This window comes from Sphingobacterium cavernae (assembly GCF_008520265.1).
GTDB lineage: Bacteria > Bacteroidota > Bacteroidia > Sphingobacteriales > Sphingobacteriaceae > Sphingobacterium > Sphingobacterium cavernae.
This window is the reverse complement of sequence record NZ_VIQM01000108.1, coordinates 1-24,916: the sequence shown is the minus strand read 5'-3', so window position 1 is coordinate 24,916 and position 24,916 is coordinate 1. Positions and strand designations below refer to the sequence as shown.

Here is a 24,916-nt window from a genome sequence, read left to right as displayed (position 1 = left end):
AGGAGAAAATTAATTAATGGCAAAAAAACAAGAAGCAGAAAAAGAGTTAGCGGCGAAAAACGCAGAGCTACAAGGTGCTGACACTAAAGTAGTGAAAGACACTGAGACAATTGAGTCTGAAGCAGATTCAACTTTGATCGACCAAATCAAATCAACTACTTGGTCTACACCAGAAGGTGATTTCGATTGGGACGCTGACGAGAAAGCTTTCGGTAACTACAGTGACACTGAGCGTGCTCAATTAGAAGAGCAATACGCTGGTACTTTCAACCAAATCAATCAAGGTGAAATTATCGAAGGTGTTGTTGTATCTATCAACAACAAAGACGTTGTATTAAACGTAGGTTTCAAATCAGACGGTCTTGTAGCAAAAACTGAGTTTCGTGATCTTCCTGAATTAAAAATCGGGGATACTGTTGATGTATTTGTTGAATCTCAAGAGGATGCAAATGGTCAATTAGTATTATCACGTAAGCGTGCAAAAACTCAAAAATCATGGGAAGCTATCAATGATGCATTAGAAAATGATGCAATCATCGACGGTTTCGTTAAATCTCGTACTAAAGGTGGTTTAATCGTAGACATCAAAGGTGTAGAAGCTTTCTTACCTGGATCTCAAATCGATATCAAACCTATCCGTGATTACGATGTGTACGTAGGTAAAACTATGGAATTCAAAGTTGTAAAAATCAACCACGAGTTCAAAAACGTAGTAGTATCTCACAAAGTATTAATTGAAGACGATTTAGAAAACCAAAAATCAGAAATCGTTGCTAAATTAGAAAAAGGTCAAGTATTAGAAGGTACTGTTAAAAATATCACTGACTTCGGTGTGTTCATCGACTTAGGTGGTGTTGACGGTTTACTTCACATTACTGACATCTCATGGGGTCGTATCGAGCATCCAAAAGAAGTATTAGCACTTGATCAAACGATCAACGTCGTAGTATTAGACTTTGATGATGAGAAAAAACGTATCGCATTAGGTTTAAAACAATTATCAGCTCACCCTTGGGAATCTTTAGACACAGCGTTAGCTATCGGTTCTAAAGTTAAAGGAAAAATCGTAACAGTTGCTGATTACGGTGCTTTCTTAGAAATCATCCCAGGTGTTGAAGGTTTAATTCACGTGTCTGAAATGTCATGGTCACAAAACTTACGTTCTCCTCAAGAGTTCTTAAAAGTAGGTGACGAAATCGAAGCTCAAATCTTAACATTAGATCGCGATGAGCGTAAAATGAGCTTAGGTATCAAACAATTGACTCCAGATCCTTGGAAAAACATCACTGAGCGTTACCCTGTAGGTTCTAAACAAAAAGCTGTTGTTAAAAACATGACTAACTTCGGTGTATTTGTTGAATTAGAAGACGGTATCGACGGTTTGATCCACATCTCTGACTTATCATGGTCTAAAAAAATCAACCACCCTAACGAATTCACTAAAGTAGGTGAAGCTCTAGAAGTAGTTGTATTAGAATTAGACGAAGAAAACCGCAAGTTATCTTTAGGTCACAAACAATTAGAAGAAAATCCTTGGGATACTTTCGAAACTATCTTCACTGAAGGTTCGATCCACGAAGGAACTGTAATCAAAGTTGGTGACAAAGGTGATATCGTAGCTTTACAATACGGTGTTGAAGGTTTCTGTCCTTCTAAGCACTCTGTAAAAGAAGACGGTACTTCATTGAAAGTTGATGATACACAAGAATTCAAAATCATTGAATTTAACAAAGAGAACAAACGTTTAGTTATTTCTCACTCACGTATCTGGGAAGAAGCTAAAGAAGAAGCTCGCAAAGAAGAATCTAACTCACGCAAAAAAGATGCTAAATCAGCTTCTAACGCAGTGAAAAAAGTAAAAGATTCAGTTGAGAAATCTACTTTAGGTGATTTAGATGTATTAGCTCAATTAAAAGAGCAAATGGAAGGTGGCGACAAAAAATAATTTTTTTTAGTCACTAACTAAATATATGAAAGCTCCAATCGAAAGATTGGAGCTTTTTGCTTTTGTAAGAAAGCATTTGTAATTTTAACCATGGTATTTAACTCTTCTCTTATCACGACTCAGGAACTTGCGATTGCATTAAATGACAAGTCCATTGTTTTGCTAAATTGTACAATTGATAAAGTCGGCCAATCACTTCGAGATGAGCCATTGGAGCTTATTCCGAATTCATTATTCTTTGCTATTGAAGGAAAATTATCGGACAAAAATTCTAAATTACCGCATACGCTGGTGTCCGCAGAAATATTTGAGAAAGAAATGCAAGCCCTTGGCATCAATCAAGATAGTACGGTAGTGTTGTATGATCGCTGGGGAATTTACTCGAGTCCACGCGCCTGGTGGATGTTCAAAGTAATGGGATTTGATAATGTACATGTATTAAATGGTGGCTTGCCCGCTTGGAAAGAGAAAGAGTTTCCTTTGACAGAGCGTTATAGAGAGCCGATAGAAAAAGGAAATTTCAAAGCCAATTTCAACGTATCCTGGTACGCAGATAAAGAATATATTCTTGAAAATTACCAAAAGGATTTTATCCAAATATTTGACGCTAGAAGCAAAGCGAGATTTACAGGTGTAGCTCCAGAGCCAAGACAAGGTTTAAAAAGTGGACATATCCCCCACTCCAATAATATTCCCTTTGAGGAATTATTGGATGGAAAATTTTACGGAGATAAGGAAAAAATCGCTCGTTTCTTTAAACATATAGGACCAGAGGTTGAAGAATATATTTTCAGTTGTGGGTCAGGAATAACCGCATCCATCTTGGCCTTTGCAAGCCATTTGATTGGATATGAAAAAATAAGAGTTTATGATGGTTCTTGGTCCGAATGGGGCAGCGAAGAATTAAACCTCCCAACGGCAAAATAAATTCTGAAAATAAAACTTATTCGAAGATTATATGTTCCTTAGTTTTGTTTGGATAAATTATGTTATTTTTATCTTAAACTGTCTCCAAATATTTGTCAGTAGCAATAAACAAAAGTTAGCGTCGTAAAGCATGAAAAACAAACTCCGAATACTTTTATTCGTACTTACCCTTTTATTTTTTGCAACAGCCGTCACCGTCAAAAACGCTATTACAGACAAAGACATTTTAGATCTAGAAAGTAAAAAATTTGCTTCGAATTTACATCAGAAAGAAAAACTCATTGAAGGTATTTTTTCCGATTCGATTCTCAACAAGACCTTTGTAAATAGCGAACGTTATCCTTTACAAGTTCGAGAAATTGCCAATGAATACGAGCAACAACAGATTTATTTATTCATTTATAAAAAATCCAAACCGATTTTTTGGGCATCAAATATCTATGTTCCCGATACAGAAGCTGGTCTTAAAGATGGTACATCCTATATTTACGCAGACAACTTTTCTTTTCTCGTAAAAAAGAAAAAATTAGCAAATGAGCTAAATATTCTTGCACTCATCCCCATAGAAAGGCAGTACAATACAAATTACAAAGCGAAAAACGATCAACATTATATAGGTGCAACTGCTAAAACCCAGCTTCAAGTAGCAAAATTTGGTGACAGCGATGATATTCAAAATATTTACTCTATCGACAATGACTATCTTTTTTCCGTCAAGCTTAAAAGTAATAAATACAATAATATATATTTAAATATTCAACTGATATGCTGGGTATTAGGAACTATTTGTTGTGTAATATTAATTAGTAGCATTTGTGTTGGATTAGCACGAAAAGGCAAACCCTTATTGTCAATAATTTTATTGACATTTACATTCGTTGTAATACGGATTATTGATTTGGAGACAAATTGGTTGTCGCAAATATCAGACTACAAATTATTTTCTCCACGCACTTATGCCTACAGCTACCTAGCGCCCAACCTTTGGTCGTTCTTGGTAAATTCAATTGTACTCTTGTGGTTAGTATGTTATTGCATATTTATCAAACAACACATCGTTTTACCTGAGATATTACTTAAGCGAAATATCCGAAACTGGGTTTATCTACTCATACTACTTGGTGTTTATTTCTTGTACAATCAATTGTTTAGTCAACTTGCAACGCTGATTACACACTCTTCTTTTTCTACAGAAGATCTAATAACGCTTTTTTTCACTTACGACTTCACATTCTATCACATACTTATTTATTCTATAATTGTTTTCGCAGTTATTTTGATTGCTGACATTGTGGTTTTTGTGGGTAAAATTCTAACGCCAAAAGCAACAACGAATCTTAATATTCAACTTATTGCGTTAGTAACAGCTTTAATTGTAAGTGGTTTTTATCAAGATTTTTCATTAATCAATGTGCTCATTGGTATTTTGATAATGATGCAATCTTTTGATAAGTCGATGTTGAAATACAACAATATTTATACGCAAATAATCACCGTACTTACATTAGCTTGTATTACAACTATTAAATATGCCGAGGCAATCAATGAAAATAACCGTGAACATATGAAGTTAATGCTTCTAAATTTAGAAGCTGATGATGATGTTGAAGCTATTTCTCACTTTGCAGAAATAGAAAATAGAATTCAGAATGATGAGCAACTTAAAAAATTAATAGAGCTTGCTAGTGTAAATCCTAATTCACAATTAATTGATGATTATATTCAGAAGAACTATTTGGTAGGATATCTCACAAACTACAATTATTCGATGTATTATTATTTCAACGGGAAGCCGCTAATTAATTATTTTTCTAATCCTTTAGCAGATTTTAGAGAAAAAGTAATATCAAATGCTACAAAAGTAAATTATACCACATCGTTTTATAAGTCTAAAACAGAAATCGGTTATTACGATTACTTCACATTACTTAATTCACAAGATATTCGAGGGAATAATTATTCTATTATTATTAATCTCAAAAAAAACCTAAACAGTATTACCACTTTTATTCCATTTTTAACGGATAATAATGCGGAAACTTTTGAACATTCAAGAACAAAAGATTACAATTTTGCAATCTATAAAAACGGTATTCTAATCAGTCAGAACGGAAAATACACTTACTCCAACAGAGATCCATATTATAATCAAAAGACAGAGGAATTTATCGTTATCGATGACAATGATGATTATCAACATATTATTTTTCGTCCAGATCAACATACGACACTTCTAATCAGTAAGCCAATTCAATCCTATTGGCAATTTATTACAGTCGTGTCCATCACATTTTTATTCTTATACATAATCATCAATTTTGTTAGATTCCTTGCGAAAATAATACCTATATATTTACAACAAGATGTATCAATCATCAATTTATATTTACGATTACGATACACACTTGCACAAATCAGATACAGCTCCCGCATTCAGACGCTAGTAATAAGTTCTGTTTTGATCGCAATTATTATTTCTGGGATCATAAGCTTTTATAGTATACGAATACAAACCGCACAAAGCAGAAAAGACCAAAAATTAGCTTATATCGCACAGGTAGTTCAGAATTTGGAAAGTATATCATCTAAAGATACATCATATACCCACATTTCCTCACTTCATAAAGTTATGACTACTTTGACTGATGTTGTCGTGACAGATTTCAACTTGTATGACAAAAATGGGAAGTTATTCTTTACTACAAAACCTAATATTTACAACCATAACTTAGTCTCATCATATATCAATCCTCATGCATATTTGGAGATGAATGTATTGAAGAAAAATGAAACACTGCTCGAAGAGCAAATCATAGATTTTAATTATGAAAGCGCGTACGCAACTATAAAAGATTCTAATTATAAAACGATAGCATATCTTGGAATACCATATTTCAATTATCAAGAAGTGGAAAATGAGAGTACCAATATTTTGTTGAAGACAATCTTGAATATCTTCACTATAATCCTAATCATTTTTGCTTTCTTATCCTTGTACATTTCCAACAAAATTACCGAACCACTCCAAATGATTCGACGTAAACTTTCCCAAACAAACATTTCTGATAAGCCTAATGAATCCTTGTTTTGGGAAAAGGATGACGAGATAGGTCTGCTGGTCAAAGAATATAATTATATGTTGGTAAAATTGGAAGAGCATGCTAAGCAACTCCGACATGCTGAGCGCGAGAGTGTGTGGCGTGAAATGGCGCAGCAAGTGGCGCATGAGATTAAGAATCCATTGACACCAATGAAATTGGGGATTCAGCAACTCAATAAATCTTTCAAAGATAATGATAGCAGATTTCCAGAAAGATTTGAAAAGATTTCAAATTCATTCATCGAACAAATTGAAACTTTAGCACGAATTGCTTCTGAATTTTCAGCATTCGCCAAATTACCTGAAGCTAAATACACTATTCTGAACTTAATCGAAAAAATCAATAAATCGATTCACGTATATGACAATCTTCCAAATGTCAAAATTGATTTAATTAATGAGACGAATTTCGGCAATAGAATAGAAATTTTCGGAGATAGAGACCAAGTAATTCGGACATTCAATAATCTGATTAAAAACGCTATTGAAGCCACATTAGGACGTCGTAAACCCAAAATACAGATCGTCATCAAGCCATATGATAGCAAACATGTTTTAGTGGAAATAATTGATAATGGATTTGGAATACCAGATGAAGTAATACCAAAAATATTTAAACCTAACTTTACGACAAAGACCTCAGGCACGGGGTTAGGACTCGCCTTCGTAAAACAGACTATAACAGGGTTGGGCGGTAGTATTGGCTATGAAACCAAATTAAACTCAGGCACTAAATTTTTTATTATTTTCCCTTTGCATATAAATGAACAATAATTGCGATAGTATTTTTACAAAAAAAAGTTAGCAAAACACTTATATTCGTATCGAAATAACTAATAATTATAATTTATGAACTGGAGAAAATCCTTTTATATAGCCGCATTATTGTTGGCTACTTCGTCACAAACTTTTGCTCAAGATAACCTCATTAATGCGTTAAAAAATAACGTCAGTGACAAAAGTAAAGATGGATTTGTATTTACTGAAGTAATAAATTTGGCTAATACTTCCATAAAAGATCAAGGTTCTTCTGGTACATGTTGGTCGTACTCAGGAAATTCATTTTTAGAATCTGAAATGATTCGCATGGGTAAACAGCCTGTTGAAATTTCACAAATTTTTACCGCATATTACACGTATTTAGAAAAAGCAAAAACATTTGTCCAGCTGCATGGTAATCAAGCTCAAGGTGAAGGTGGACAATTGCATGATGTATTGACAATCTATCGCAAGTATGGTGCAGTTCCGCAAAATGTTTACACTGGTTTGCGTGAAGGACAGACAAGAAATAATTTCTCTGAAATGAGTAGCATTCTTCATGGCATGACGGCAAATATTGTAAAGAATAAAAAACTAACTCCGAATTGGCAGAAAGCGGTTACCGGCGTAATGGATGCTTATTTGGGCACACCTCCAAAATCTTTCCAATACAATGGCAAGACTTACACACCGCGCACTTGGGCAGATCAAGTTATTGGTATCAAACCTGAAGATTACATTGGCATAAGTTCGTTTAAATCCCAAGAATACTACAAACCATTCGTGTTATTGATCCCTGATAACTGGTCGTTTGAAAGTCTTTACAATGTCCCAATGAATGACATCACCGAAATCATTGATAATGCTTTGGTGAACGGCTATACTGTTGCATGGGCAACCGATGTGTCAGAAAAATTCTTTAGCTGGAAAAACGGAGTGGCTTTTGTTCCTGAAAAAGAAATGGATAAGATGACTCCGCAAGAAGTCGCTGAATTATTTAATGGTCCCAAACCAGAGGCTAAGGTAACAGAAGATATGCGTCAAGCTGCTTATGACGATTACTCGACTACGGATGATCACGGCATGCACATCGTTGGATTAGTCAAAGATCAAAACGGAAAAGAATATTATATTGTTAAAAATTCTTGGGGTGAATCAAATGATTACAAAGGTTACATGTACGCAACTAAAGAATTTGTAAAATATAAAACTATTTCGATTTTATTACACAAAAATGGTATCCAAAAAGGAATAAAATCCAAATTAGGAATTTAAAATTTAATAAAGCAGGTAAAATTTCAGCTAAGAGCTGAGATTTTTTTCTATAGTCTATTTTAAGGTCATATTAAATTTATTGTTATACTTGTAATAAAAGCATACTTTTATCCTATGAAATCAAATATTTTACTTTTTTCAGCAACATTTATATTGTTTTCAAGTTGTAATATATTGAACAACACGAATAATATAGGGTTACAAAAAGCTAGTGATTTGAATGCTAAATGGCAAATAATATCTATTGAAAATAAAACTATTGACAAGAAAATTAATGGTAAAGAGCCTGTCTTTATATTTGATTTAGTTAAGAAAGAATATTCTGCTATTACAGGTTGTAATAATCTTATGGGTGGTTTTGAATTAAAATCGTCAGATAAAATTAAATTTTCAACTGGAATCTCAACCATGATGGCCTGTGATAATATGACGGTTGAGCAAGGTTTATCTCGCATATTACCACAAATTAACCAATATAAAGTTAGCAATGACACCCTATCTTTTTTGGATGCTAAGAAGATGGTAAAAGCACGATTTAAACTAAAAAAAGAGGATAAAGCTGCTTTATTAAAAGGTAAGTGGGAATTAGACTATACAGGTTTGACAAATAAACCTCTTGAAGACCTTTACAAATCTAGAAAACCTACACTTGAATTTAATACGAAAGAAGAAACTTTAATAGGTAATGGTGGTTGCAACAATTATTCAGGTACATATAAAGCAGACGGGTATAAATTAAAATTTGGTGCCATAGCGTCTACAAAGATGGCATGTCCATCTTTAGAAGGTGAAGCGTTGTATTTCAGGAATCTGGAGCGCATTACTTCTTTTAGTGTTGACGCTAATCAGTTGACTTTAATTACGGATGATATCGCTATCATGCGGTTCAAGAGAATAAAATAAAAAAAACGAGGATTTAAAATCCTCGTTTTTTGTTTATACTTAGCCGAATAAATCCGAACTTAAATATCGATCTCCACGATCACAAGCAATAAACACAATTACACCTTCTTCAATTTCATTAGCTACTTTTAATGCTGCATGAAATGCTCCACCTGTGCTCATTCCTGCGAAAACACCTTCTTTCTTCGCCAACAAACGAGATTTTTCAACAGCATCTTGCTGTGCTACATCTATAACACGATCTACTTTTGAGGCATCAAATATTTTAGGTAAATATTCTTTTGGCCAACGGCGTATACCTGGAATTGAAGATTCTTCTGTAGGCTGACAGCCTACAATCTGAATATTCGGGTTCTTATCTTTTAAATAAATGGAATTTCCCATTATTGTTCCTGTAGTACCCATAGCACTTACAAAATGTGTTATCTTTCCTTGGGTATCACGCCAAATTTCAGGTCCCGTGGTTTTTACATGCGCTTCGTAGTTGTCCGGATTTGCAAACTGATTTAGAATGAATACTCCTTCTTTTTCAGCCTTTTCTTCTGCATAATCACGACAAACTTCCATATTTTCTAATAATGTAACTTGCGCTCCGAAAGCTTCCATCGTTAAGGTACGTTCACGTGTAGAACTAGACGGCATAACTAATTCCAACTCTAATTCATACATACTTGCAATCATTGCCAAAGCAATCCCCGTATTTCCACTAGTTGCCTCAATTAATTTATCACCCTTTTTGATTTCTCCACGCTCTATTGCCGAGCGAATCATATTCAATGCTGGTCTATCTTTTACAGAACCCGCTGGATTATTTCCCTCAAGTTTAGCGTATATTTTGACCTTTGGACTTGCATGAAAACTAGTGATTTCCACCAAAGGAGTATTTCCAATAGTATCTATTATATTTCCCATTATAAAGCGGGTTTAGTATCTATAAATTTTGAATTCGATTGATGATAAACAGTGGTGTAAGGGTCTATACTCGATGTCAACCAAACATTACCTCCTATTACAGAATGATGCCCTATACGTGTTTCACCTCCCAAAATAGTCGCTCCTGCATAAATAACGACATGATCCTCAATAATCGGATGACGTTGCTTACCCGCCAGATTTTTCTCCACACTCAATGCACCTAATGTCACACCTTGATAAAGCTTCACGTGCTCACCAATAATACAAGTCTCCCCTATTACTAATCCCGTCCCATGATCTATATGCAAATATTTACCTATTGTTGCGCCTGGATGAATATCAATTCCTGTACGTTCGTGTGTCCATTCAGTCAAAATTCGAGGAATCAACGGAACTTCCAAAAGCCACAATTTATTTGCCATACGGTAAATACAGGTAGCCAAGAAACCTGGATAGGTGCGAATAACCTCGCGCAAATCTTGAGCAGCGGGATCACCATCCAAAATAGCCTGTGCATCCGTCAACATCACATCATATAATTCTGGCAAGGATTCATAAAATTCTTGTACAACGATATCGTTATCACAATGATTGCACATACGACTCTTGCGCAGAATGCTTAAAAGTTCGACTTCAGAACGATTAAATATCTCTTTTACATCTTCAACAGAAGACAATTGTTGCGGATTCCTTTCGGGAAATAAAGCTCTAAACAAATCACGCGCCCAAGTCCATATGCGCGTATTGCTCGGCATATCCTGTGCTTCTAATTGTTTTTGATAAAGATGGTTATAAAAATCTTCCATGAATGCAAATCTACATTTTTGAAATATAAAAATCTACTTTTAAGATAGATATTATAGAACTAATTTATTCATTAATTCTTTATGGGTGTCTTCTGCCGAAATACAAAGTCCAGTATGTGACGGTGAAGATTGAATAATTGTGCTTCTATTGGCAGTCAGCCAACGAAACCGCTCTGCTTGTTCCAAATTCGCAATCTTACCAAAATTGGTATCTCCAGCACATATTTTTTGAAACGATGCCAAATGTTTCTTAATTTTTTCAATATCTACATCAGCATACATCGCTTTTAGCTTAGATTCATCAACATGAAATAAAAATTCCGCATAACGTAATTTTTTGCAGTAAAGTGCAACTCCCACATTCACAAATTCCTCACGCTCCACTCGTGGAACCACACGCACCACAGCATACTCATATAATGTTCTTACGCTCATTTTCTATCTGTTTTAAAAACATTGCTGAATTTGCTAATCTCCTCACCAAAAACTGGAAATATACTTCTCTCACTTCGTTCGGACTCAATTCTCTTCCCTCTTCCATCAACCATTCGTCTGGAATAACATCCAAAATACCCCGTATTGTTTCCTCCGTAAATAACGAAGTATATTTATCGTTTATTTCCTGCACCAAAGATGCTAGCTTTAATAGTACATGATCTTTGATCTGTAAAAAAGGTTTACTGATATAGTCTTCCCAATTATCCCAAGAATGATGAAAATATAAGGAAGCTCCATGATCAATCAACCACAATTCTTTTTTCCAAATCAACATATTGGTATTTCGCGCTGTACGATCTACATTCATCAGCCAAGCATCCAACCACACGATTTTAGAAGCTTCTTCTGCGCCGACGACATCCACATTCGCATCAAATGTGATAGCTCCATTCAAAAAGTGAACACCTAGATTTTTACCAATAGAAAATTTAAGTAAATCTTGAATCTCCTCATCCGCTTCCAAGCGCCAAAAAGATTCGTCTAAATTAGCAAATACCAACTCGGGCATGCGCAAACCCAAAACACGAGCAAGCTCGCCACCGATCAATTCCGCTACTAGTGCTTTCTTACCCTGACCAGCACCTCTAAATTTGATTACGTAACTAAAGTCATCATCCGCATCCACCAACCCTGGTAAAGATCCTCCCTCCCGAAAAGGTTGCACATATCGAATGATTTCGACTTCCCGAATTTCTGGTTTCTGTATTCCCATCTGTTATTTCTAAGTATATTCGAAGTTACTCGAAAATATATTAGAATTTGTCATAAAAACCTAAAATCAGACAGCAATGTGACTATAGGCTAAAAACTTTTCTGACTATATTTGTAACACAACATAGCTAAATAAAAAGAATGAATACTACGGAAGAATATAATGCGGTCATTGATTTTTGTAAAAATCTTTTTGTGAACAAAACCAAGGATTATGGTACCTCGTGGCGTATCATGCGCTTGAGTTCCATTACTGACCAATTATATATCAAAGCCAAACGTATTCGTACGCTCGAGGTAAAGCAAGTTTCTAAAGTTGGTGAAGATATCGCTGGCGAATTTGTAGCTATTGTGAATTACTGTGTGATCGCCTTGATGCAACTCGAAATGGGCGAAGAAGGCGAAGAAAATTTAGATGCTGCCTTTGTTGAGCAAAAGTACAGCGAAAAAGTAAACGAAACTCGTGATTTAATGTTCGCTAAGAACCATGATTATGGTGAGGCTTGGCGTGATATGCGTATTTCATCCATGACGGATATGATTTTGATGAAATTGCACCGTGTAAAACAGATGGAAAATAACGATGGTAAAACTATCGTTTCCGAGGGCTTCGCAGCCAATTACCAAGATATGTTGAATTATGCCGTTTTTGCGTTAATCAAAATGGGATTTGCAGTTAAAAAATAAAATTATGTCGAATACTTCCTTTTATAGTCCATTACAAAATAGTTCTGCGAAACCAGATATTCTACTTTGGATATCTCGCCTATTTGTGGGACTTCTATTTATATTTTCTGGATTAATCAAAGCCAATGATCCGATGGGTTTTGGTTTCAAGCTTCAAGAATATTTTCATGTATTCAATCTTAATTTTTTGAATGATTACAGTACTTGGATTGCGATACTAATTTGTGCTTTGGAAATTATTTTAGGCATACTTTTACTATTGGGATTGGCTAAACATACTGTAGCTTGGGGACTTTTAATCCTAATCGTCTTCTTTACATTTTTGACATTCTACTCTGCATTTTTCGATGTAGTGACATCGTGCGGATGCTTTGGCGATGCAATACCACTCACACCTTGGGAATCCTTTATCAAGGATCTGATTTTACTGGTTTTTATTGGAATTATATTCATCAAAAGACATAAAATCACACCTCTATTTAACAATTCAGGCATCAACAAATTACTTGCTTTTTTAGCTGTAATTTTTTCTTTTGGAATTGGAGTTTATACGTATAAGAATTTGCCATTCTTAGATTTCTTACCTTATAAAGTTGGTAATAATATTCCATCGTTGATGAAAATTCCTGATGGCGCAGCACAAGATGAGTTTGAACATATTTATAACCTAAAAAATAAACAGTCTGGAGAAACAAAACAAGTTACAGATAAAGAATATATGGATCAAAAGATTTGGGAAAATGAGAACTGGGAAATCGTAGGTGAGCCTGTGACTAAGCTTATCAAAAAAGGTTACCAAGTTGCAATACCAGATTTGATTATTTCGGATAATGAGGGGCAAGATTTAACGCAGGAAGTTATCGAAAACCCACATTACAATTTTATCGTAACAAGTGTTGACGTCACAAAATTTACGCCTGCAGATTTCTTAGCATTGGACAAAATCAATCAAACAATTAGATCGTTGAGCGAAGAATACAATCTTCGCGCTGTACTATTGACCGCTAGCGCGAGTTCGGATATAGATTATTTGAATGATCAATTGGATTTGGTTTTAGAAACTTTCTATGCAGATGCTGTTCCGTTAAAAAGTATGGTGCGTTCAAATCCAGGTGTCATGTTGATGCAAAATGGTGTTGTCATTCAAAAATGGTCTAAAGATACTTTTCCATCCATAGAAGAGTTAGTAGCTAATTATCTAAAATAACGAAATGGACAAACCAATTTTCTTAGTAGGATTTATGGGGAGTGGCAAAACCACTTGGGGCAAAAAAATTGCAAACGCATTAGACTTGCCATTTATGGATTTAGATCATGAAATTGTGGAAAATATCGGCATGACTATTCCAGAATATTTCAAACTGCATGGCGAAGAAAATTTTAGAAAATTAGAAAACGAATTTCTAAAGAAACAAGCAGGAAGAATTGCAATTATTTCTACTGGCGGAGGCACACCATGTTATTTCGATAATATGGATTGGATAAATCAAAATGGACTTTCATTGTATTTATACCATACAAGTAAATCGCTTTGGGCAAGATTGAGTCAATCTGATGTGAATAAAAGACCTGTATTGAAGGGATTATCTGGTGATGAATTATTTGAATTTATCGACACGAAATTAAAGGAAAGAGAAGAGTTTTACGATAAGGCAGACATTAAATTCGAGCAAATCCACACACCGTTAGAAGAAATAATTGAACTGATCAAAAATCACGATGTAAAATAGATGAAAAATTCTACGCACATTTATAGCCTTTTTATTTTCGCATTTCTACTAGCAGCTTGCTTTAGAAATGCTCCTTCGGACAATAAAAAAGAAAATAGAGAATCAAGCGCAATCCAAACGTCGGATTTTTCATCAGACAATTTTAATATCACTACACTTGAGGAACTTTATCAATTCCTCACGTACTATGAGAATCGATATCCATTAGTGAGCGCACATCGTGGTGGTGATTCAGACGGTTTACCCGAAAATGCTATCGAAACGTTCCAGCATTGGGCAAAGCAATTTCCTTTGATTATCGAATGTGATGTCCGAATGTCCAAAGATTCAGTTTTGATTTTAATGCACGATGAGACATTAGATCGGACGTCAAACGGATCTGGAAGAATTGGAAAACATACCTTAGCCGAATTAAAAGAATTACATCTAAAAGACAAAAATGGCGAATTGACAGTCTACCAAATTCCTACTTTGGAAGAAGCGCTGACGTGGGGAAAAGGAAATGTTGTATTTACGCTGGATGTAAAACAAGATGTCCCCTATTCAATGCTATCGGAGATCATTCAAAAAACAAATGCACAAGCATCGGTGGTGGTAATTACATATAATGCAAATCAAGCACGAGCTATAAATCGTATCAATCCTGATTTGATGATTTCAGCTAGTGTAAAATCACAAAAAGATCTTGATAAGCTTGCTGAGGCTGGTATTCCTGACAATCGAATAGTAGCATTTGTTGGCACGTCGCAACCAAAAAAAGATTTGGTCGAAAAACTGCATGCTCATGGTATCAAAACTATCCTCGGAACTATCGGCAACTTGGATAAACAAGCCGATAATAAAGGCTATCAGGTATACGCTGAATACATAGAAAATGGAGCTGATATATTAAGCACAGACCGTCCTGGAGAGGCACAGAAAGCTTTGGATTTCTACATTCAGAAAAGAAATATTAAATCACCTTTTATTAATCGATAAAAGATGTCTATTCGTATTCAGAAACTCTCAAAACTGTATGGGAAACAAAAAGCTTTGGATAATATCACTTTCCAAACGCAGAGCAATCGTATTATTGGATTTTTAGGTCCTAATGGCGCAGGTAAGTCGACAACCATGAAAACTTTAACAGGAATAATTCCTATTGAATCGGGGACTTGTTGGGTTAATGACTTGAATATCCAAGAAAAACCTATTGAAGCAAAGCAGATAATCGGTTATTTACCTGAGAATAATCCACTGTATTTGGACATGTATGTCCAAGAAATGCTAGAGTTTCAAGCTTCGCTTTACCAAATTGAAAATATTCCAGCTCGCATTCGTGAAGTTATTGGAAAGACCGGATTGGGAAACGAACAACACAAGAAAATAAAAGAATTATCTAAAGGCTATAAACAGCGTGTTGGATTAGCGTGCGCTATCGTACACGATCCAAAAGTTTTAATTCTGGATGAACCAACTACTGGACTTGACCCCAACCAAATCATTGAAATTCGTCAATTAATTCGTGATCTAGCCCAAGATAAAACGGTGTTGTTATCTACCCATTTGATGCAAGAGGTAGAAGCGATTGGTGATGAAATCATAATAATTCATCAAGGTAAAATTAAAGATCAATTTCTATTACAGGATAAAACTGAACGTTATCCAAACCTGTCGATGGAAGAAATTTTCGTGTTGCTAACTAAATAATTACTACATCAATCCAAGAGGTATATTTTGCTTTATGCAGCAATATTTCCTATTTTCGAGCCTAAAACCTTAAGAAATTGCTTAGTATTTATAAAAAAGAAATCGTATCCTATTTCAATGCTTTTATTGGTTATCTAGCCATTGGGTTATTTCTTTTAGTCACAGGTTTACTTATTTGGGTGTTTCCTGAGACATCTATTTTGGATAACGGATACGCTAATCTTGATTCATTCTTCAATCTTAGTCCCTATTTACTTCTCTTGTTAATTCCTGCCGTTACGATGCAAACAATCGCAGGCGAAAAAGCGAATGGTACTTTTGATTTATTATTGAGCAAGCCTATCACATTTACGGACATTGTTATTGGAAAATATTTAGGAAGCTTATCCATTTCTCTGCTCGCGATTATACCTACTTTAATTTATCCGGTTTGTCTATATTTTTTAGCTGCACCTTCGGGAAATATTGATGTTGGTGGAATAATTGGCTCCTACATAGGGTTATTTTTCTTGACAGCTGCATTCACAGCACTTTCAATTTTCAGTTCTACGTTAACTTCCAATCCCATCATAGCCTTTTTGCTTGCAGTTGTATTATGCTTTTTTGGATATTATGGATTTGATGCTGTAAGTAAATTTTCTTTTTTTTATGGTTTTGAAGATGGTTATGCTGCGATAGGAATACAACACCATTACGAAGCATTAAGCCGAGGTGTCATGCTAGCGTCGGATTTAATATATTTTATAAGTTTCATTGTATTATTTCTTGTTTTGTCCATAGGTCATATGGGGAGGAAATTTAGAAAAAGTAAGAAAACATTTACTGCTTATGTTATAGTTTTACTATTAATCCTTCTTATCAATCAATCATTTATTACGAACTTACTTGGCAGAATTGATTTTACTGAAGACAAAAGATATACACTTTCTGACACGACAAAATCCATTCTGAAGGACACAGAAAATGTGATGTATATTACCATTTTCTTGGATGGTGATTTGCCCAGTGGGTTTCAACGTTTACGTCAATCCACTATCGATATAGCACGCGACATGTGTCGTATTTCTAATGGGAATATCAAAGTCAATATTATCAATCCAAAAGATGGCTCTGCGCAAGAGCAACAAGAACTAGCAGCTGCACTCATCGATAGAGGCTTGCAACCAACTAATCTAAGTATCAAAAATAGCAGTGGGATTTCTCAAAATCTAATTTTTCCTTACGCAATTGTCAACAAGGGAGAAGAAGAAATTAATGTGCATTTGTTGCAAAACAAAATTGGATTAAGCCCAGAACAAGTGCTTAATAATTCCATCCAAAACTTGGAATATGGTTTTATTTCAGCGATCAAAAAACTGTCTATTACATCAAAACCTTTTATCGGATTTACAGAAGGACATGGCGAACCTACTGACTTGGAATTGTATGATGCGATGCAAACATTCGAGCAAACAAATCAAGTTGGAAGATTGAATTTAGATTCCATTCAATTGGAAGATCTACAGAAATTCTCGACTATCGTCATTGCAAAACCACAAAGAAAATTTTCAGAGAGCGACAAATATAAATTAGATTATTTCGTTAGAAATGGTGGTTCTGTAATTTGGGCGATTGATCAAGTTCACGCAACTATAGAAAATTTACGCACATCGGGATCTCAAGTTTTGATTGGTAAAGAATTAAATCTCGATGACCAACTTTTCTTGTATGGTGCGCGCCTCAATTACGATATCATTGCGGATATGAATTGTACGCAAATTCCATTGTCAATCGGAAATATAAATGTCCAACCACAAATCGAATTAACCCCTTGGCTCTTCTACCCTATTCTAATGCCAACACGCACACATCCGATTATCAAAAATCTGGATGGTATCCGTACGGAATTTATTGGTAGCATAGACACCATTGCGAATCCAACTATCAAAAAGGAAATTATTTTGGAATCTTCACCATTCCATAAAGTATATAACACTGGAGCAAGCATTTCATTGCGTATGGTCGAAGAGCAACCCGATCCCAATACATTTCAAAATGCACAAAAACCTGTGGCTGCTCTTTTGTCGGGGAAATTCCCCTATATTTTCGAAAATCGTCCTGCACCTCAAGGTATACAATCGCCAGTTGACCTTTCGAATATTTCCAAACCCGCAAAAATGTTTGTGATAGCTGACGGTGATTGGTTAATTAATCAGGTAAATACAAAAGATAATTCTCCATATCCATTGGGTTGGGACAGATATACCGAACAGCAATTTGCGAATAAGACGCTTTTGCAAAATGTCGTTGACTATCTGACTAATGATGAGCAGCTGATTAAGCTTCGTAATAGAGAAGTAAAACTGCGACTATTAAATCAAAGTGTGGTAAAGCAAGATAAGCTCAAATGGCAATTAATAAATGTTGCTTCGCCAATCGTACTATTGCTATTCATTGGCTTTATCCAACAATCCCTTCGCAAGAGAAAATACAAAAAAAAAGCCGCAGTATAAACTGCGACTTTAATTGAATAAAAATCAAGAAAGTAAAATTAATTCTTCTTCATGCTTCCAGTTTCTGCTAAGCGCAGATGCCAGCTGAAAGCTTCTTCTAATAAGTGTGGCGTATGTCCTCCACGCGCGCAAGCTCTATCGAAATAAGATTGTAATTCTTCGCGGTAATCAGGGTGTACACAGTTATCAATAATTTTTTGAGCGCGCTCACGAGGTGCTAGACCACGCAAATCTGCCAAACCAATATCTGTAACCAATATATCTACATCATGCTCCGTATGATCGACGTGCGAAACCATAGGCAATACGTGTGAGATTTTGTTTTCCTTAGAAGCTGCTTGTGCAACGAAAATACTTAAGTAAGCATTACGTGCAAAGTCACCCGACCCACCTATACCATTCATAATTTTGGTACCTGAAATATGTGTAGAATTCACATTACCATAAATATCAAACTCAATAGCAGTGTTAATAGCAATTACCCCTAGACGACGAATCAATCCTGGTGTATTGGAAATGTTTTGCGGTCTCAATACAAATTTATCTCTGTATTTTGACAAATTATCAAATACACGATCATAACATTCTTGCGAAACTGTAACAGATGATGCAGAAGCAAAACTCAATTTACCTGAGTCAATCAGATCAAATGTACTGTCTTGCAAGACTTCCGAAAACATCGTCAAATCGTAAAAATTACTGTCTTTGAAACCCATCAATACGGCATTCGCTACTTTTCCAATACCTGCTTGAATAGGAAGCAAACGCTCTGTCAAGTGACCCAATTCTACTTCTTTTTCGAAAAAGCGTAAAATATGCTTCGCGATACTTGATGTTTTCTCATCAGGAGGTGCGATATCAGCTGGACTATCTTTTTTGTCTGTAAAAACAATACCCACTACTTTATTTGGATCCAAAGGAATAGTCTTACGACCTATTTTGTTCCAAGGCGCTACAATAGGAATAACATTACGGTGCGGATAATTCTCTGCTTGATAAATATCGTGAATACCGTAAAACTCTTCTGGAATAGCTGTATTCACTTCTAAAATCACTTGTTTCGCCAGATTAGCAAAAGTCAATGAATTACCTACAGAAGTAGTTGGGACAATACTTCCATCTCTATCGATATACGCTACCTCTAATACAGCAATATCCACTGGAGGAAGATTTTTATTATGCAATAGTTCTGCTGCTTCACTCAAATGCTGGTCAATGAAAAGCACTTCTCCTGCATTGATTTTATTACGTAAGGTACGATCAACTTGGAAAGGCATACGCTTGCTCAATGCACCTGCTTCAGCCAATTTACCATCGGTATCATGTCCCAAAGAAGCGCCTGTCATTAATGTAATTTTTACATTCTCATTCTTTGCACGTTCTGCTAATGCTGGAAGTACAACCTTACTATCTCCCGCTTTGGTAAAGCCACTTGAACCTACCACCATACCATCCTGTATAAGTTGCGCTGCTTCTTCAGCAGTCATCACTTTATTATGCAAAGATTCTAAACGTATTCTATTTAAATTCATATTCAAAAGTATATTACTAATCGATATCTACCTTATAATCATATAACTTTACAATATTAATGATTAAAAAAGTGTCATTTTTATTCTTTTCAGTCAGTAAGTTATTTATTCAAATAGCTAAAACAACAATTAGCTCATTATCATCACTTTAGACTATAAATACGTTAGAAAATAATTTTAATTCTCTTTCAAATCACTCATATACATATATTTAGACACTATAATGCCCAATTGTATAGCATGAAATTGCAGCTAAAACAGTATAATCAAAGTGATCAAACACTTACTTTTTGGTTGTTTAACTTAAAAATTAGAAATTTGTTTCAAATTATAGTATATGGAAAAGGAATATGTAAATAAATATTACATGACCGAAGTTGATGCATTCGAGGATAGTATATATTGTCATCACGCATTGATGGGAGATAGTTACATTAGTGAGCACGTACATAAGAAAGGACAATTTTTATACACAGAGGGCGGTGTAGTTTTTTTGAAAACGGCGACAAAATCCTACTTTCTTCCAGCAAGACATTATATTTGGATTCCTGCTGGTATTAAACACAGCATTCATCCAAGTTCTTCTAACGTCGTAATGCGTAACTTGTATTTTCCTAAATATGAAATAGATACAGATTTTTACGATAAAATAAATATATACCTCGTAAATGATTTATTAATCGAATTAATCATGTTTACCAACCGTTGGAATGGTAACATTTTCCCTGTAGAAGAGCCCAAATATTCAATTGCCAAGGCATTCAAATTAATCTTACCAGAGCTCTCCCAATCGGAATTACCATTGGCATTGCCTTACCCGCAGAATCAAAAATTAAAAGACATTATTAAGTATTTAGAATCCAACATTTCGGAAAATGTAAGCTTCAAAGTACTTGCACAAAATTTTGATATAAGTGAGCGGACACTTGCTCGATTATTTCAAAAAGAATTAAACATGTCTTTTATTCAATATTACACAATTTTGCGTATGTTAACGGCGCTTAAGCTTTTATTAGACGAAAAGTTAAGTGTAAACGAAGTTGCTTTGAAAGTAGGATACAGCAGTCTTCCAACATTTAGTAATACATTCAACAAAGTTATTGGTGTGCGTCCAAGTGATTACGTAAAGCATCAAAATACTTTATTATAAATACTTCAACTAAACTTAAATTTATGAACTTAAAAACGATCGTATGGTCAGCATTAGCGACTGTATCAATTTTATCTTGCTCGACTCAAAAAGGTGCTGTAGATTCGGATGAACCAAAAGCTATTCAACTCTTTAATGGCAAAGACATTAAAAATTGGACTCCGAAAATTAGAAATTATGAAACTGGCGTTAATTTCGGAAACACATTTCGTGTAGAAGATGGCATGATGAAAGTAAGATATGATCAATACGATGATTTTAACTTTAGATATGGTCATATTGCATACAATACGCCATACTCCTATTATGTATTACGCGTAGAATATCGTTTTGTAGGCGAGCAACCAAAAGGTGGAGAAGGATGGGCTTGGAGAAACAGCGGTGCCATGCTACATGGCCAAGATCCAAAGACTATGTGGAAAGATCAGAATTTCCCAATTTCCATCGAAGCGCAATTCTTAGGCGGTGATAACGACCCAAATTCTGTACGTACTACATCGAATCTATGTACTCCAGGCACGCACGTCGTGATGAATGATAAATTGTTCACACCACACTGTATTAATGCCAAATCAAAAACTTATCATGGCGATCAATGGGTTACTGCGGATTTTGTTGTATTAGGAGATTCTGTAATCCGTCACGTGCTTGAAGGTGAAACTGTAATTGAATATTCGAAACCGACAATTGGCGGAGATATGGTAGAAGGACACAATCCGGCAGTTAAACAAGATGGTAAAGCTATAACAGGTGGTTATATCTATTTACAATCAGAAAGTCATCCGATTGATTTCAGAAAAGTAGAATTATACGATTTAGAAAAGTATAAAAAACAACCACAAAAGTTGGATGGAATAATCCAAAAGATATTACAAAAAAAAGGTTCGAATTAATCGAACCTTTTTTTTCTATTAAATCAAAATATAATTCAAAATAAAAAAGGACACATCACTGTGTCCTAATATATCTTAGTATCCAAGGATTAACCTAATTTATTAACCAATTTAGTTAATTTAGATTTGTTGTTAGATGCTTTTTTCTTGTGGATAACGTTTTTCTTAGCCAAACGGTCAAGCATAGAAACAACACGTGGTAATAACGCTTGTGCTTCAGCAGCATCAGTTGTAGTACGTAATTTTTTGATTGCGTTACGCGTAGTTTTTGCTTGGTAACGGTTTCTTAAACGCTTCGCAGCGTTAGCTCTAATTCTTTTAATCGCTGATTTATGATTTGCCATTTCTATTAGCTATATATTTTATAATACTTTTTATACTAAATTCGGACTGCAAAAATAACGAGTATTATTTAATATTCAAAATCTATTTTCAAGTTTCTATCCGAATCCTTTATTAACCCTGCAAAGATAAGTAAAATAAAGTAGTATTTCATTCAAGATGACTATTAAAGGTGAAAAATAAGTATTTTTGTTGGATGCAAAAGTTGTCTATGGATCAGCTCAATCGAGTTGATATCGAATCATTCAAAGAATTAGAAAAAACACCTATTACTATTGTACTGGATAATGTACGTAGCATGCACAATGTCGGTTCTGCCTTCCGTACAGCTGATGGTTTTGCGATCGAACAAATCTTATTATGCGGTATTACGGCTAGGCCCCCTCATCGTGAAATTGAAAAAACAGCTCTTGGTGCAACACAATCAGTAGACTGGACGCATTATAAAGAAACAACAGAAGCTTTGCAGCATTTAAAAGAACAAGGCTATAAAATTTTCGCTATCGAACAAGCAGAGAATTCTACTTCGTTAGAGCAATTTGAAATATCGACGAACGATAAATATGCTTTTGTATTTGGCAATGAAGTACACGGTGTTGATGAGGAAGTCATGCAAATCGTCGATGGCTGTATTGAGATTCCACAATTTGGCACAAAACATTCTTTTAATGTCTCTGTTACAATTGGAATAGTTCTTTGGGATATCCTGAAGAAAATAAAGTTTTAATAAAAAAAAGACCGAATAGAGTAAGCAATATTTCCAGAAGTCGTTACAAAATGGTAGATTTGCTCTGCTAAAAATTAGAACAATGAGTGTATTAGTAAATAAAGATTCAAAAGTTATCGTTCAAGGTTTCACTGGAACAGAAGGTACTTATCACGCGTCTCAAATGATTGAGTATGGAACGCAAGTCGTAGGTGGTGTTACACCTGGTAAAGGTGGTCAAACTCACTTAGACCGTCCAGTATTCAATACAGTTCAAGATGCTGTTGATGCTACAGGTGCTAATGTTTCTATTATTTTTGTTCCACCAGCATTTGCTGCAGATGCTATCATGGAAGCAGCTGCTGCTGGTATTGCATTAATCGTCTGTATTACAGAGGGTATCCCTACTAAAGATATGATTCAAGTAAAATCTTACTTGAGTGACAAAGATTCTCGTTTAATCGGTCCTAACTGTCCAGGTATCATCACTGCTGAAGAAGCTAAGATTGGTATCATGCCAGGATTTATCTTCAAAACAGGTAAAGTAGGTGTTGTTTCTAAATCAGGTACATTAACTTACGAAGCAGTTGATCAAACTGTTAAAGCAGGTTTAGGTATTTCTACAGCTATCGGTATCGGTGGTGACCCTATTATCGGAACTACAACGAAAGAAGCTGTTGAATTATTAATGAACGATCCAGAAACTGAAGGTATCATCATGATTGGTGAGATCGGTGGTGGCATGGAAGCTGAAGCTGCTCGTTGGATTAAAGAAAACGGTACTAAACCAGTTGTTGGATTCATCGCTGGTCAAACTGCCCCTCCGGGACGTCGTATGGGACATGCTGGTGCTATCGTCGGTGGTGCTGATGATACTGCTGCCGCAAAAATGGCTATCATGCGTGAGTGCGGTATTCGCGTTGTAGAATCTCCTGCTGAGATCGGTAAAGCTATTGCTGAAGAATTATCTAAATAATATATAAAAATATTTGTAATAGAAAAGGAGACTTCAAAAGAGTCTCCTTTTCTATTATATTCAGGTATTGCCATTTAATAAAATTCATTGGCAGAAAAAGCCCATATCGATAAACATCTATTAAAAAGTGTTATCGATTTATTTTTCATCAGCTGAAGGACCATAAAGCCCAGGCAAAGGAATATCCAACATACGCATGTATACCGTTAGTTGTCCCCTATGATGCACCAAATGATTTTGAATAATAAATCTATAAGCTGCTGATTTAGGAACTTCGGCAATGACATAATCACCAGCTTTTAGCTTCCAAATCGATTTCCAGTCTTCTTCAGTAATGTTTGATATAGTCTCTACATTCGCTGCATAACCATTATTTAGTACATCTAATAATTCTTGCACAGACTGTGCTTCAAAAGGCTTATACATACTTGGAAAATCAAAATACGCTCCTGACAATGCTTCCTTTATCCAGTTGTGTAGTTCGACTATATGACTTGCTAATTGTATTAACGACATAGATTTTTCGTGAGGTTTATAGGAAAAATGTTCTTCCTTTAATCTCGACAAAAGTTGTCTTGTGTTTTCAGTTTCTCTTTCGATTTCAATTAATTGTGCTTTATTCATTTCTTCCTCCTTTTATATATTATTTAAATCTAACTAATATTCCCAATATTTATGATTTACTAAACCTCTATTCAATCTTCAAAACTCTATATACGCAAAACAGCCTTAGTACATAATGTACTAAGGCTGTTGTATAAAAAAAGGCACCGACCTACTCTCCCACCTGTTACGGCAATACCATCGGCTCGGGCGGGCTTAACTTCTCTGTTCGGAATGGGAAGAGGTGAACACCGCCGATATAGGCACCCAAAGATCT

Annotated in this window: 22 protein-coding genes and 1 rRNA gene; 15 read left to right on the top strand and 8 right to left on the bottom strand. The window is 35.1% G+C overall.

Annotated elements, in window-relative coordinates; all coding sequences use genetic code 11:
• The first annotated feature begins 16 nt into the window (after positions 1-16).
• From rpsA to FLS47_RS17045, 5 genes are all read left to right on the top strand, one after another.
• Positions 17-1,945, top strand: a complete 1,929-nt coding sequence (gene rpsA / locus FLS47_RS17065; protein WP_149915530.1) for a 30S ribosomal protein S1 — start codon at positions 17-19, stop codon at positions 1,943-1,945.
• A gap of 90 nt (positions 1,946-2,035) precedes the next feature.
• Positions 2,036-2,872, top strand: coding sequence for a sulfurtransferase (locus FLS47_RS17060; protein WP_149915529.1), 837 nt, complete (start codon positions 2,036-2,038; stop codon positions 2,870-2,872).
• Between the two features lie 130 nt (positions 2,873-3,002).
• Entirely contained in the window at positions 3,003-6,746 is a 3,744-nt protein-coding gene (locus FLS47_RS17055; RefSeq protein ID WP_149915528.1) for an ATP-binding protein, read from the top strand.
• Between the two features lie 75 nt (positions 6,747-6,821).
• Positions 6,822-8,006, top strand: a complete 1,185-nt coding sequence (locus FLS47_RS17050) for a C1 family peptidase (RefSeq protein ID WP_149915527.1) — start codon at positions 6,822-6,824, stop codon at positions 8,004-8,006.
• 114 nt (positions 8,007-8,120) lie between these two features.
• Complete coding sequence (locus tag FLS47_RS17045; RefSeq protein ID WP_149915526.1) at positions 8,121-8,909, top strand: META domain-containing protein; 789 nt, start codon at positions 8,121-8,123, stop codon at positions 8,907-8,909.
• Between the two features lie 39 nt (positions 8,910-8,948).
• Here the strand turns inward: FLS47_RS17045 and cysM are convergent, their stop codons facing one another.
• From cysM to FLS47_RS17025, 4 genes are read right to left on the bottom strand one after another with little or no spacing between them, the layout of a single operon-like run.
• Positions 8,949-9,821: a cysteine synthase CysM gene (gene cysM / locus FLS47_RS17040; RefSeq protein ID WP_149915525.1), complete on the bottom strand. Its 873-nt coding sequence runs from the start codon at positions 9,819-9,821 to the stop codon at positions 8,949-8,951.
• On the bottom strand, positions 9,821-10,630 hold the full coding sequence (locus FLS47_RS17035; RefSeq protein ID WP_149915524.1) for a serine O-acetyltransferase: 810 nt from the start codon (positions 10,628-10,630) through the stop codon (positions 9,821-9,823). Before FLS47_RS17035 ends, cysM begins: the two co-directional genes overlap by 1 nt.
• A 51-nt stretch (positions 10,631-10,681) precedes the next feature.
• Positions 10,682-11,065 (bottom strand): DUF3037 domain-containing protein, encoded by a 384-nt coding sequence (locus FLS47_RS17030; protein ID WP_149915523.1) that lies wholly within the window; start codon positions 11,063-11,065, stop codon positions 10,682-10,684.
• On the bottom strand, positions 11,043-11,840 hold the full coding sequence (locus tag FLS47_RS17025) for a HipA family kinase (RefSeq protein ID WP_149915522.1): 798 nt from the start codon (positions 11,838-11,840) through the stop codon (positions 11,043-11,045). Before FLS47_RS17025 ends, FLS47_RS17030 begins: the two co-directional genes overlap by 23 nt.
• 140 nt (positions 11,841-11,980) lie before the next feature.
• Between FLS47_RS17025 and FLS47_RS17020 the strand changes: the two genes are divergently transcribed.
• The 6 genes from FLS47_RS17020 to gldG all read left to right on the top strand — a co-directional run bounded on the left by FLS47_RS17020 (position 11,981) and on the right by gldG (position 18,437).
• The gene (locus FLS47_RS17020; protein WP_149915521.1) at positions 11,981-12,526 is read left to right on the top strand and encodes a DUF1599 domain-containing protein; all 546 of its coding nucleotides are present in this window, start codon (positions 11,981-11,983) and stop codon (positions 12,524-12,526) included.
• 4 nt (positions 12,527-12,530) lie between these two features.
• Positions 12,531-13,733 (top strand): BT_3928 family protein, encoded by a 1,203-nt coding sequence (locus FLS47_RS17015; protein ID WP_149915520.1) that lies wholly within the window; start codon positions 12,531-12,533, stop codon positions 13,731-13,733.
• Positions 13,734-13,737: 4 nt separating this feature from the next.
• Positions 13,738-14,256 carry a shikimate kinase gene (locus FLS47_RS17010; protein ID WP_149915519.1) on the top strand — a complete coding sequence of 173 codons (519 nt, stop codon included), beginning with the start codon at positions 13,738-13,740 and terminating at the stop codon, positions 14,254-14,256.
• Positions 14,257-15,234, top strand: coding sequence for a glycerophosphodiester phosphodiesterase family protein (locus FLS47_RS17005; RefSeq protein ID WP_149915518.1), 978 nt, complete (start codon positions 14,257-14,259; stop codon positions 15,232-15,234).
• Between the two features lie 3 nt (positions 15,235-15,237).
• Complete coding sequence (locus tag FLS47_RS17000; RefSeq protein WP_149915517.1) at positions 15,238-15,945, top strand: ATP-binding cassette domain-containing protein; 708 nt, start codon at positions 15,238-15,240, stop codon at positions 15,943-15,945.
• 77 nt (positions 15,946-16,022) lie between these two features.
• Positions 16,023-18,437, top strand: a complete 2,415-nt coding sequence (gene gldG / locus FLS47_RS16995) for a gliding motility-associated ABC transporter substrate-binding protein GldG (protein WP_149915516.1) — start codon at positions 16,023-16,025, stop codon at positions 18,435-18,437.
• A gap of 38 nt (positions 18,438-18,475) precedes the next feature.
• Here gldG and FLS47_RS16990 read toward each other — a convergent pair whose 3' ends face one another.
• The gene (locus FLS47_RS16990; protein WP_149915515.1) at positions 18,476-19,969 is read right to left on the bottom strand and encodes an acetyl-CoA hydrolase/transferase family protein; all 1,494 of its coding nucleotides are present in this window, start codon (positions 19,967-19,969) and stop codon (positions 18,476-18,478) included.
• Positions 19,970-20,306: 337 nt separating this feature from the next.
• On the opposite strand from FLS47_RS16990, the gene FLS47_RS16985 reads away from it, so the two are divergent.
• Both FLS47_RS16985 and FLS47_RS16980 read left to right on the top strand, forming a co-directional pair.
• Positions 20,307-21,119: a helix-turn-helix transcriptional regulator gene (locus FLS47_RS16985; RefSeq protein WP_149915514.1), complete on the top strand. Its 813-nt coding sequence runs from the start codon at positions 20,307-20,309 to the stop codon at positions 21,117-21,119.
• A gap of 23 nt (positions 21,120-21,142) precedes the next feature.
• Complete coding sequence (locus FLS47_RS16980; protein WP_149915513.1) at positions 21,143-22,012, top strand: 3-keto-disaccharide hydrolase; 870 nt, start codon at positions 21,143-21,145, stop codon at positions 22,010-22,012.
• 89 nt (positions 22,013-22,101) lie between these two features.
• Here the strand turns inward: FLS47_RS16980 and rpsT are convergent, their stop codons facing one another.
• Positions 22,102-22,356: a 30S ribosomal protein S20 gene (rpsT, locus tag FLS47_RS16975; RefSeq protein ID WP_149915512.1), complete on the bottom strand. Its 255-nt coding sequence runs from the start codon at positions 22,354-22,356 to the stop codon at positions 22,102-22,104.
• Positions 22,357-22,550: 194 nt separating this feature from the next.
• Between rpsT and FLS47_RS16970 the strand changes: the two genes are divergently transcribed.
• Together FLS47_RS16970 and sucD are read left to right on the top strand one after the other, a co-directional pair.
• Complete coding sequence (locus tag FLS47_RS16970; RefSeq protein ID WP_149915511.1) at positions 22,551-23,081, top strand: RNA methyltransferase; 531 nt, start codon at positions 22,551-22,553, stop codon at positions 23,079-23,081.
• Between the two features lie 82 nt (positions 23,082-23,163).
• On the top strand, positions 23,164-24,036 hold the full coding sequence (gene sucD, locus FLS47_RS16965; protein ID WP_149915510.1) for a succinate--CoA ligase subunit alpha: 873 nt from the start codon (positions 23,164-23,166) through the stop codon (positions 24,034-24,036).
• A gap of 138 nt (positions 24,037-24,174) precedes the next feature.
• On the opposite strand, the gene FLS47_RS16960 is transcribed toward sucD, so the two are convergent.
• Positions 24,175-24,660: a DinB family protein gene (locus FLS47_RS16960; protein ID WP_149915509.1), complete on the bottom strand. Its 486-nt coding sequence runs from the start codon at positions 24,658-24,660 to the stop codon at positions 24,175-24,177.
• Positions 24,661-24,798: 138 nt separating this feature from the next.
• Positions 24,799-24,910, bottom strand: a 5S ribosomal RNA gene (rrf, locus tag FLS47_RS16955).
• Positions 24,911-24,916 lie beyond the last annotated feature (6 nt).

What these genes read in the sequence shown, in the direction of transcription:
- FLS47_RS16985 (WP_149915514.1), top strand. Translation starts at nt 20,307, where the DNA reads ATGGAAAAGGAATATGTAAATAAATATTACATGACCGAAGTTGATGCA.
- FLS47_RS17055 (WP_149915528.1), top strand. Translation starts at nt 3,003, where the DNA reads ATGAAAAACAAACTCCGAATACTTTTATTCGTACTTACCCTTTTATTT.
- FLS47_RS17050 (WP_149915527.1), top strand. Translation starts at nt 6,822, where the DNA reads ATGAACTGGAGAAAATCCTTTTATATAGCCGCATTATTGTTGGCTACT.
- sucD (WP_149915510.1), top strand. Translation starts at nt 23,164, where the DNA reads ATGAGTGTATTAGTAAATAAAGATTCAAAAGTTATCGTTCAAGGTTTC.
- cysM (WP_149915525.1), bottom strand. Translation starts at nt 9,821, where the DNA reads ATGGGAAATATAATAGATACTATTGGAAATACTCCTTTGGTGGAAATC.
- FLS47_RS17035 (WP_149915524.1), bottom strand. Translation starts at nt 10,630, where the DNA reads ATGGAAGATTTTTATAACCATCTTTATCAAAAACAATTAGAAGCACAG.
- FLS47_RS16980 (WP_149915513.1), top strand. Translation starts at nt 21,143, where the DNA reads ATGAACTTAAAAACGATCGTATGGTCAGCATTAGCGACTGTATCAATT.
- FLS47_RS16960 (WP_149915509.1), bottom strand. Translation starts at nt 24,660, where the DNA reads ATGAATAAAGCACAATTAATTGAAATCGAAAGAGAAACTGAAAACACA.
- FLS47_RS17005 (WP_149915518.1), top strand. Translation starts at nt 14,257, where the DNA reads ATGAAAAATTCTACGCACATTTATAGCCTTTTTATTTTCGCATTTCTA.
- FLS47_RS17045 (WP_149915526.1), top strand. Translation starts at nt 8,121, where the DNA reads ATGAAATCAAATATTTTACTTTTTTCAGCAACATTTATATTGTTTTCA.
- FLS47_RS17020 (WP_149915521.1), top strand. Translation starts at nt 11,981, where the DNA reads ATGAATACTACGGAAGAATATAATGCGGTCATTGATTTTTGTAAAAAT.
- rpsA (WP_149915530.1), top strand. Translation starts at nt 17, where the DNA reads ATGGCAAAAAAACAAGAAGCAGAAAAAGAGTTAGCGGCGAAAAACGCA.
- FLS47_RS17000 (WP_149915517.1), top strand. Translation starts at nt 15,238, where the DNA reads ATGTCTATTCGTATTCAGAAACTCTCAAAACTGTATGGGAAACAAAAA.
- FLS47_RS17025 (WP_149915522.1), bottom strand. Translation starts at nt 11,840, where the DNA reads ATGGGAATACAGAAACCAGAAATTCGGGAAGTCGAAATCATTCGATAT.
- FLS47_RS16970 (WP_149915511.1), top strand. Translation starts at nt 22,551, where the DNA reads ATGCAAAAGTTGTCTATGGATCAGCTCAATCGAGTTGATATCGAATCA.
- FLS47_RS17060 (WP_149915529.1), top strand. Translation starts at nt 2,036, where the DNA reads ATGGTATTTAACTCTTCTCTTATCACGACTCAGGAACTTGCGATTGCA.
- FLS47_RS17010 (WP_149915519.1), top strand. Translation starts at nt 13,738, where the DNA reads ATGGACAAACCAATTTTCTTAGTAGGATTTATGGGGAGTGGCAAAACC.
- rpsT (WP_149915512.1), bottom strand. Translation starts at nt 22,356, where the DNA reads ATGGCAAATCATAAATCAGCGATTAAAAGAATTAGAGCTAACGCTGCG.
- FLS47_RS17030 (WP_149915523.1), bottom strand. Translation starts at nt 11,065, where the DNA reads ATGAGCGTAAGAACATTATATGAGTATGCTGTGGTGCGTGTGGTTCCA.
- FLS47_RS16990 (WP_149915515.1), bottom strand. Translation starts at nt 19,969, where the DNA reads ATGAATTTAAATAGAATACGTTTAGAATCTTTGCATAATAAAGTGATG.
- FLS47_RS17015 (WP_149915520.1), top strand. Translation starts at nt 12,531, where the DNA reads ATGTCGAATACTTCCTTTTATAGTCCATTACAAAATAGTTCTGCGAAA.